The organism is Bacillus sp. LNXM65 (assembly GCF_002998575.1).
In the GTDB taxonomy this organism is placed as follows: Bacteria; Bacillota; Bacilli; order Bacillales; family Bacillaceae; genus Bacillus.
In genome coordinates this window covers 54,575-62,733 of sequence record NZ_PVRB01000010.1, presented here as the reverse complement: position 1 = coordinate 62,733, position 8,159 = coordinate 54,575, and the positions used below count along the sequence as shown (strand labels likewise).

Annotated in this window: 10 protein-coding genes and 1 rRNA gene; 3 read left to right on the top strand and 8 right to left on the bottom strand. The window is 40.8% G+C overall.

The annotated features are described in order from the left end of the window. Positions 1 to 130: ribosomal RNA gene (locus C6Y03_RS17870) — 16S ribosomal RNA — on the bottom strand; the annotation flags it as partial. A 376-nt stretch (positions 131 to 506) separates the two neighbouring features. Between C6Y03_RS17870 and pdaB the strand changes: the two genes are divergently transcribed. Then, positions 507 to 1,271, top strand: coding sequence for a polysaccharide deacetylase family sporulation protein PdaB (gene pdaB / locus C6Y03_RS17865; RefSeq protein ID WP_106031893.1), 765 nt, complete (start codon positions 507 to 509; stop codon positions 1,269 to 1,271). Here pdaB and C6Y03_RS17860 read toward each other — a convergent pair. Continuing rightward, positions 1,264 to 1,866 (bottom strand): KinB-signaling pathway activation protein, encoded by a 603-nt coding sequence (locus C6Y03_RS17860; protein ID WP_106031894.1) that lies wholly within the window; start codon positions 1,864 to 1,866, stop codon positions 1,264 to 1,266. The genes pdaB and C6Y03_RS17860 overlap by 8 nt on opposite strands. 90 nt (positions 1,867 to 1,956) lie before the next feature. On the opposite strand from C6Y03_RS17860, the gene gerD reads away from it, so the two are divergent. Beyond that, positions 1,957 to 2,541, top strand: coding sequence for a spore germination lipoprotein GerD (gene gerD / locus C6Y03_RS17855; protein ID WP_003217144.1), 585 nt, complete (start codon positions 1,957 to 1,959; stop codon positions 2,539 to 2,541). A 38-nt stretch (positions 2,542 to 2,579) separates the two neighbouring features. Here the strand turns inward: gerD and C6Y03_RS17850 are convergent, their stop codons facing one another. The 3 genes from C6Y03_RS17850 to C6Y03_RS17840 form a co-directional block, all read right to left on the bottom strand. Continuing rightward, entirely contained in the window at positions 2,580 to 3,638 is a 1,059-nt protein-coding gene (locus C6Y03_RS17850) for an Mrp/NBP35 family ATP-binding protein (protein ID WP_106037500.1), read from the bottom strand. 103 nt (positions 3,639 to 3,741) lie between these two features. Further along, positions 3,742 to 4,455, bottom strand: coding sequence for an N-acetylmuramoyl-L-alanine amidase CwlD (cwlD, locus tag C6Y03_RS17845; RefSeq protein WP_066031431.1), 714 nt, complete (start codon positions 4,453 to 4,455; stop codon positions 3,742 to 3,744). Positions 4,456 to 4,513: 58 nt separating this feature from the next. Next, on the bottom strand, positions 4,514 to 4,957 hold the full coding sequence (locus tag C6Y03_RS17840) for a YbaK family protein (RefSeq protein WP_050945810.1): 444 nt from the start codon (positions 4,955 to 4,957) through the stop codon (positions 4,514 to 4,516). 147 nt (positions 4,958 to 5,104) lie between these two features. Between C6Y03_RS17840 and C6Y03_RS17835 the strand changes: the two genes are divergently transcribed. After that, positions 5,105 to 5,674: a DUF4825 domain-containing protein gene (locus tag C6Y03_RS17835; RefSeq protein ID WP_106039701.1), complete on the top strand. Its 570-nt coding sequence runs from the start codon at positions 5,105 to 5,107 to the stop codon at positions 5,672 to 5,674. Between the two features lie 37 nt (positions 5,675 to 5,711). Here C6Y03_RS17835 and C6Y03_RS17830 read toward each other — a convergent pair whose 3' ends face one another. The 3 genes from C6Y03_RS17830 to C6Y03_RS17820 form a co-directional block, all read right to left on the bottom strand. Then, a complete protein-coding gene (locus tag C6Y03_RS17830) occupies positions 5,712 to 6,791 on the bottom strand; it encodes a serine hydrolase (RefSeq protein ID WP_223260772.1) in 1,080 nt (359 codons plus the stop codon). Positions 6,792 to 6,902: 111 nt separating this feature from the next. Next, entirely contained in the window at positions 6,903 to 7,373 is a 471-nt protein-coding gene (locus C6Y03_RS17825) for a GNAT family N-acetyltransferase (RefSeq protein ID WP_106039700.1), read from the bottom strand. Between the two features lie 31 nt (positions 7,374 to 7,404). Continuing rightward, entirely contained in the window at positions 7,405 to 8,151 is a 747-nt protein-coding gene (locus C6Y03_RS17820) for an amidohydrolase family protein (protein WP_106039699.1), read from the bottom strand. Between the last annotated feature and the right edge of the window lie 8 nt (positions 8,152 to 8,159).

The following is an 8,159-nucleotide window of genomic DNA, read 5'->3' as shown; positions in this document are numbered from 1 at the left end:
AGGTTACCCACGTGTTACTCACCCGTCCGCCGCTAACATCCGGGAGCAAGCTCCCTTCTGTCCGCTCGACTTGCATGTATTAGGCACGCCGCCAGCGTTCGTCCTGAGCCAGGATCAAACTCTCCGAAAAAGTACAAAACCGAAGTTTTGTTTTTCGCCAGTTTGACTGACTACCTATGATGTTTCATAGGATTTTTTTATAAAAACTCGAATTAACAGGTACGTTTTGTCTTGTTTAGTTTTCAAAGATCATCTTCGCCGTTCTTAGCGGCTTTAATAATATAACATTTCGCTTCATCTTATGTCAACAACTTTTTTTAAGTTTATTTCCCGAAGCGTTTTGTGTTTGTCACTGTGTGTCAGCGACGATTAATAATATATCACGAAAATATTCTATCGGTCAACGCCTTTTCAAAACTTTTTTTGAAATAGTTTTATTGTGCATCTCAAATCCTTGTCCTGCATACAATCAAGTAACAATCTCGGACAAGGCAGGAGTGTTTGAATTGAGTCGATTATATGTGTTTCCTATTAAACGGCTGAAGCAAGCCGTCATTATTCTTGTAGCAGCCCTTGCAGCTGCAACCTTTTTTTATGTACAAAAGGCACCGCCGCTGTCGGTATTTAAAACAGAACACGGACCCCGAGCCATTTATAAAGGCGAGACTTCCTCAAAACATGTCTCCCTTACTTTTAATATCGGCTGGGGAGATGAGAAGGCTGTTCCTATTTTAAATGTCCTTCGAGAGTACGATATAAAGAACGCTACTTTCTTTCTGTCTGCTTCTTGGGCTGAGCGTCATCCTGATATCGTCAAACAAATTAGAGAGGACGGTCACCAAATCGGCAGCCTTGGCTATGCTTATAAAAATTATAGCCAGCTTGAAGATAGTGAAATCAAGCAAGATCTTGTCCGGGCACAAAATTCATTTCAAAAGCTTGGACTAGATGACATTCAACTATTAAGACCGCCAACTGGGCAATTTAACGAAAAAGCATTGAAAATTGCCACACAGTACGGTTATACCGTTGTCCATTACAGCGTCAACTCACAAGATTGGCTGAATCCGGGCGTCGATCAGATTGTTCAGAATGTAAATGATCGAATGAAAAGCGGAGATATTGTTCTCCTACATGCCTCAGATTCAGCAACCCAAACCGCTCAAGCCTTACCAGCTATTTTGAAACAAATCAAAGAAAAGAATTTAAAAAATGTGACGGTTGGCGAACTGATCTCCAATACCAAAACAAGGTCATCGGAAGTTAAGTAGCTTTCGCCTTTGAAAACCGCGGCATAGCTAACAACTGAAACGCATTACAGCCTAATAGCGGAAATAGCATTAAATACAGCCAGTCCTCTTCGTTGACTCTGAGCGCCGGGAACCATTCTATCGACGTGATGACAACCATGAGAAACATTGCGGAAACAAAAGTTTTCTTAGAGGACTGCTGCTGTTTAAAGTAAGCCACGATCAATGCGAACACACCGATAAAGACAGGCAGCCATAGGTATGGAAGAAATGATTCATTCTCTCCAAAAAACAAAAATCGCAAGTAAGCTAAATCAAACAGCACAAAGATCACCAGAAACAGCTGAATGGTATTCCATAGAGAATGTGATCGGAATATCTCTAACGCAAACCGGTGCACCGTTAAAAAGACAACAAACCCCATCTGACTAATGACACTAAAAATCATCCCCACACCAATGAACCAAAACAACACAGATGCGATTTCTAGTATTTCAAACGATATAAAAAGCTTCTGATATTTCCCCCACTCCAGCGCAAAGCCAACCACGCTTGTAATGACCGCTCCAACAGCTAGCACAGAGAAGAAAAAACGAACTAAATCCCGACTTTTCATTGAATTGATCCAACCCCTATTTTTGTTATGTATAAATTTACGTGAAACATTCATATTAAAAGTAAGACATGTAACGAAAGGAGCCACAGTATGTCAAAAGGCATCTTGCGTATAATGAGCTGTTTTCTCCTTTTATCTCTAACAGCTTGTGCTCCCAAAACCCAATCCTCATCTAATATGGACTATGACGAAACAAAGAAAATGGTCGTCGATATATTGAAGACAGATGACGGTAAAAAGGCCATTCAACAGTTATTAAATGACGAGGCAATGAATGAAGCTTTGGTAATGGATGAACAAACTGTGAAAAAAACGATAGAGAAAACACTGACTTCTGATAAAGGCAAAGAGTTCTGGAAGAAGGTCTTTGAGGATTCTAAATTTGCCGAGACTTTCGCTAAATCCATGCAGCAACAGCATGAAAAGATGTTAAAACAGTTAATGAAGGACCCTGACTATCAGCAATTGATGATGGATATTCTCAAGGATCCCGAAATGGAAAAGAAATACGGTGAACTGGTGAAAAGCAAAGAGTTCAGAAAGCACTTAGAAAAAGTCATTACAGAAACATTAAGCAGTCCTCTTTATAAGAAGAAATTCGAAGATGAGCTTAAAAAAGCAGCATCTGAAAGCAGTGATTCCGGATCAAAAGGCAGCGAAGAAAGCGGCAGTTAAACATCACCCGAGGGGACATTCATCCACTCGGGCTTTCATTATGCTTTTACTGCTAATTGTTCAATAACTTTATTCGCAATGTGTTGATACACTTCTCCCGTCGGATGACTCGCATCATAGACAGATGGAGCAAAATCATCTTCATTCCAATCAGGCTGCCTTAGAGGAATTTGACCAAGGACCGATACTCGCAGCTCTTCCGCCAGCTTATCCCCGCCTCCTTTTCCAAAGACATATTCTTTCTCACCTGTTTTTTTGCTTTCATAATAGCTCATATTCTCAACGACACCCAGCACCTCGTGATCTGTTTGCAGTGCCATTGCGCCTGCTCTAGCAGCAACGAAGGCAGCTGTAGGATGCGGTGTTGTGACAATGATTTCTTTACAGCTTGGAAGCATTGTATGAATATCAAGCGCCACATCTCCCGTTCCAGGCGGAAGGTCTAATAGTAAGTAATCTAATTCTCCCCACTGGACTTCGTGGAAGAAGTTATTCAGCATTTTACCAAGCATCGGTCCTCTCCAAATGACCGGTGCATTTTCTTCAACAAAAAAGCCCATTGAAATCACTTTGACACCAAAGCGTTCCACAGGAATAATTTTTTCCCCTTTAACAGTTGGTCTGACGGTGATTCCCATCATATCCGGTACACTAAAGCCATAAATATCTGCATCAATCAGTCCGACTTTTTTCCCTAGACGAGCCAGTGCTACAGCAAGGTTAACAGACACGGTGGATTTACCAACGCCGCCCTTTCCACTCGCAATCGCAAGGAACTCAGGCGGATTTTTAGAGTTGAGCAGGTTTTCTTCCTCATCTTGCGAAGGCATAAACCTTTCAAGTGTTTCCTGAGGGAGCTCTTCAAAACGAAGTCCTACTGTGTTAGCACCCTCTGCTTTCAAGGCTTGTACGATGTCTTGCTGAAGCTTCATCTGCTCAGCAGTGCCCGTTTTGGCAATAGCCACCTTTAAGCTCACATGTTCTTTCTCAGGCTTTAGGCTGATTTCCTTGATGGCATCCAGCTCACCAAGCGGTATATGAAGGAAAGGTTCGTCCATCTTCCCAACTAGTTTTCTCACATCATCTTGTCCGATCATAGCAGAACCTCACCCTTTATTGAATTCGTTTACAATCCAAGTATATCATACATATCCTTACAATGTCTGTCCTGTTTGCCTGCGTACAAAAGGAAAAAGCCCCTTATTCAGGCGGCTCTTTTTGCTCTGTCAAATATCTTAAAATGCCTTTATAAATGGAGGCAGCAATTTGATCTTGATATTTAGGTGTTGCCAGCTGACTGGCCTCTTTCGGATTGGAGAGAAATCCAATTTCCACAAGAGCTCCTGGCTTCGTCACGTTTTGCATTAAATAAATGCCATTGATCCGCTTCGCCTTTCGATCTGTGTTTTCAAGATTATTGCGTAATTCATCTTGTATGAACTTCGCTGCCTTTTCATTCTCTTCATATTTCCCGTAAAAAAACGTCTGTGCGCCGCTCCATTTGTTCGATGGGATCGCATTTAAATGAATACTTAAATAGAGATCGGCTTCAGACTCATTGATGGCTTTTACACGGTTTCTTAGATCCTCCGCTTTCTTTCGGGCATATCCCTTTGTATTCTTTGATGATAAATCAGAATCATCCTCGCGGGTCATAAGAACAAGGGCACCCTGCTCCTGTAAATAGTCACGTATCTTCATGGATACATCCAGTGCAATCTCTTTTTCAAGCAACTCTCCTCCTACAGCCCCGCCATCTGGACCGCCATGACCCGGATCTAAATAGATGATTTTGCCGCTCAAAGGCAAGTTCCACGATTTCCACGAATCATCATTTAGAAACTGAAACCTGAATAAGAATAAGAGGACAATAAACCCGATTAAAAACCCTGTCCATTTCAGCTTTCTTTTCATCCCTGTCCCTCCCATACACCATTATTTTATAGATATGGGACAAGGGCTGGAAATATGCTTAGTGCAGCCGAAGCTTATGCCTTTTTTCTGATTCTCGAAAGCCTTCCTGCCACCACATGCTTAAAAAATCCTTCGCAAATGGATACAGGCACGACATCTTCCGCTCCATTCGGAACATATTCCCCCACGATTGCAAACACCCTGCTAGCTCCTCAACTAGTTCATCTTCTTCATGAACTGACCTCTTCTTTATATCATCAAATGATTCACCGTACTTGCTCGACTCACCGTATCTCCCACCAGCTAAAAAAGCTTCAATGGCGAAATCGATACAGCCATCACTCATAATCCCAGCTGGATCATCTGCAAATGGGAACAGCTTCTTCGTGAATTTCTCGGAAGCAACCGTGACCTGTTGAAGAGACAATGTACGCAACAGCTTCTTTTCAAGCGTGACATCTCGTTTTGTTTTCAATTGATAAAATGAAAGAACTTCTGCCATGGACTGAACTCCTTTTTTTCTTTGTATTGTTCGTTGGTTTGAACAAAACATGCAGTTCAGTAAATGGAAATCAATGAGCTAATGGATTGGAAAATTGTGATAAGATGAACATTTATATATAGAAAGAATGGAAAAGGAGCAAAATCAATGAAGAAATGGATGTATATCCTGCTGCTACTAACAGTCGTCTTATCTGGATGCAGCAGTCAAGCGACCAAGCAGAAGAGCGACATAAAAGGAATAGAAGACATATCCTTAAAACAGCTTTCCAAGCACAAAAATTCTTACATTGGAGACAACGGAGCAATCGGCGCTATTTTATCAGATCTTCCAGGTAACGTGATTCGCGAGTATGAAATCGTAGATGAAAAAGCGCTAAAAGTGACATACGGCGTGAAAGAAAATGCCAATGATACAGAAGAACAATTTGATACATTTTGGTTTGATAAGAAGGATACCATTGAAAAAAACTACTTATATAATGCATTGGCACTTTTTATTCTTATCGATAACGTAAAGCAAGTAACACTTAATATGAGCTCTAAAGACGAGTCGTCCGTCACGTTTAAAAGAAAACAGCTAGAAAAACAGCTCCCTCACTCTTTTAAAGTTTACAAAGACGATACAGCGCTTTGGCAAAAGGAATTGGTTGATGGAGTTGTGAAGTCAAAAGAGAAACGCCAAGATGTATACAAAGTGTTTCCAATGCAGAAATAATAAAACAGAGGGGTATCTCCCTCTGTTTTTTTGATGATTATGTAGTAAAAGCCTTAATTAAACGTTGTCTAAAGTTTTGATCCACTGCTGTAGTAAGCATAAATTCATTGAATACTCCCTCAATCCAGTGAGAATTGTTCGCTTTCGGATCATTGATAAATAGAGAGAGGGATATAGAGGATGTATGTGTTTTTCGATATAAAGCACCTGTGAAAACAAACAATGTTGCTCCGCCTTTATACCAAAGATATTGATCTGTTTCCTTTTTGAATGTTTCTCCCAGTACGATTTGGCTAAAAAGACTTTTTTCTTCTGTTGTTAACAGCTCATCCTGCAGACGTTTCATAAGATGTGCATATTGATTCGTTGTAGACTTTGTCATCTTTTGCGTCAGTAATGATTGAATACGCAAGCTTAACAAGTTCTTTTTCATCAATTTTTCTTCTAACGCCTTTTTTTGCTCTGGGTTATTTTTAATGATATTAAAAATCTCAATCATCAGAGATTTGTATTGCTCATCAGTTACACCGCTCATTTTCTTTAATGCATCCCGCCGATGATTAGATACATAGGATGACCACAACAGCTTGGGTGTCAGCGGCATGAGTTCATCATGTTCTGTAAGACCTGCTTGTTTCATCTGATCATTGATCTTATCTAAGCCGAGCCGGTCAATCAAATAATCAGTACAAGCATTCGAACTGACTTGCATCATCCCTTTGGCAACATCTAATAAAGTTGCATGCTCAGAAAAATCGTTGACCTCCAGCCAGTATGTGTGAGCACCGCCATCTGTTCTATCAATATAAAACCGCTCTATATCAGACAATGTCACTTTTTCATCTGGCTTGATGTCACCGCTGGATACAGCTTTAACAAAATGAAACAAAACCATTAATTTCACCGTACTTGCAAGTGGTGTTTTTTGATTACCATTCCAATCTAATACCACATCTTCATTTTCAATGATTGTCACTGATACGCCCTTTTTGTTTTTTGTGACAAATGTCAAAAGATCTTCCTTCGTTTTCTTCATATCTCTTTTATACAACAGGACATCAACCACCAAGTAAAGTATGACCACACCTAAGACAACTAGACCGATTTTGAGTAACATGTTTCTCCTTTCCAAATAACTAAGGATTTATATATTTAATATAACAAATATTTCAAATAAAGTCACAAAAAGGCAAAGGCAAGTGAACCCTTCGCTTCTTGGTGTTCTTATTCATGGGGAGAGATGCAGCTTCATCCCATCATGCGTAGCTTCAAATCCCAACTTTTCGTAAAAACGGCGTGCTTCTGGCCTCTGTTTGTCTGTTGTCAGCTGAATCATATGACAGCCGCGGTCACTTGCGTGTTGAATAGCCTTTTTTATCAACATCGTGCCAATTCCTTTTCCTCTATGAGTCGAGGCCGTACGAACTCCTTCTATTGAAGCTCTCCATCCTCCTTGATGTGTAAGAAATGGCGTCATGGTTAATTGGAGAACACCTACAGCTTCTTCCTGATCACACGCAACAATGAGTTCAATATTTGGATCAGCATCTATTGAATGAAAGGCTTCGATATAGCTTTCTAACAATGGTTGCGTGTAACGCTCTCTTTTTTGACCTAACATATCATCCGCGAGCATGAAGACGATTTTATCGAGATCATCCAGCTTGGCTTCTCTGAACGTCAGTTGACTGAACCCCATTGAACACACCTCCTATGAAATGAAGTGGAACTTATTGACCAAAATACCATTGATGCGCGTTCTTATATAAGATGTGGTCAGCTGCTTTTTCCTCAAATAGCTGTTGAATCAACTCAACATCACCGTATTCAAATGGGCGCTTTGCCCTTGTCGATGGAAGGTCTGTACCAAACATCAGTGCATCAGGATTCGTTTGATAAATTGATGTCAATGCATGTTCAACGTTTAAATCGACTCGTCCAAAACCAGTTGCTTTTACCCGAACTCCTTTATCAACCAGCTTGAGCAAATGCGGCAAGCCTTCTTCCGATAAGCCTAAATGATCAATCGAAACGGCCGGCAGCTGTTCAAGCGTAGATGAGATGTCAGGGAGATGCTTAGCGTCTATGTAGAGCTCACTATGCCATCCCGCCAGCTCATACACCCTTCTCGCAAAATAATCGAGCTTCGAAATATCCTCCGAACCGCCCCGCTTCACATTAAAACGTAATGCCTTTACCCCATGTTGACCCAAATGAACAATTTCATCATCAGTTGCTGTAAAAGGTAATTGAGTCACACCGCAAAAAGCTGAGCCCAGTTCATCTAGCGCTTTCAACAAATAGCCTTGATCAAAGCCTTGAAATGACCCTGAGACGATTGCTCCACCTAAAATCCCAAAATCAGCCGTCTCTCTCCTATAATCATTCACCACATAACTAGGCGGTGTATATCCTTGGTTTTCTTGAATGGGAAAATCAAAATCAATGATATGAAAATGTGCATCAAAGATCCTCATGCGCGCGC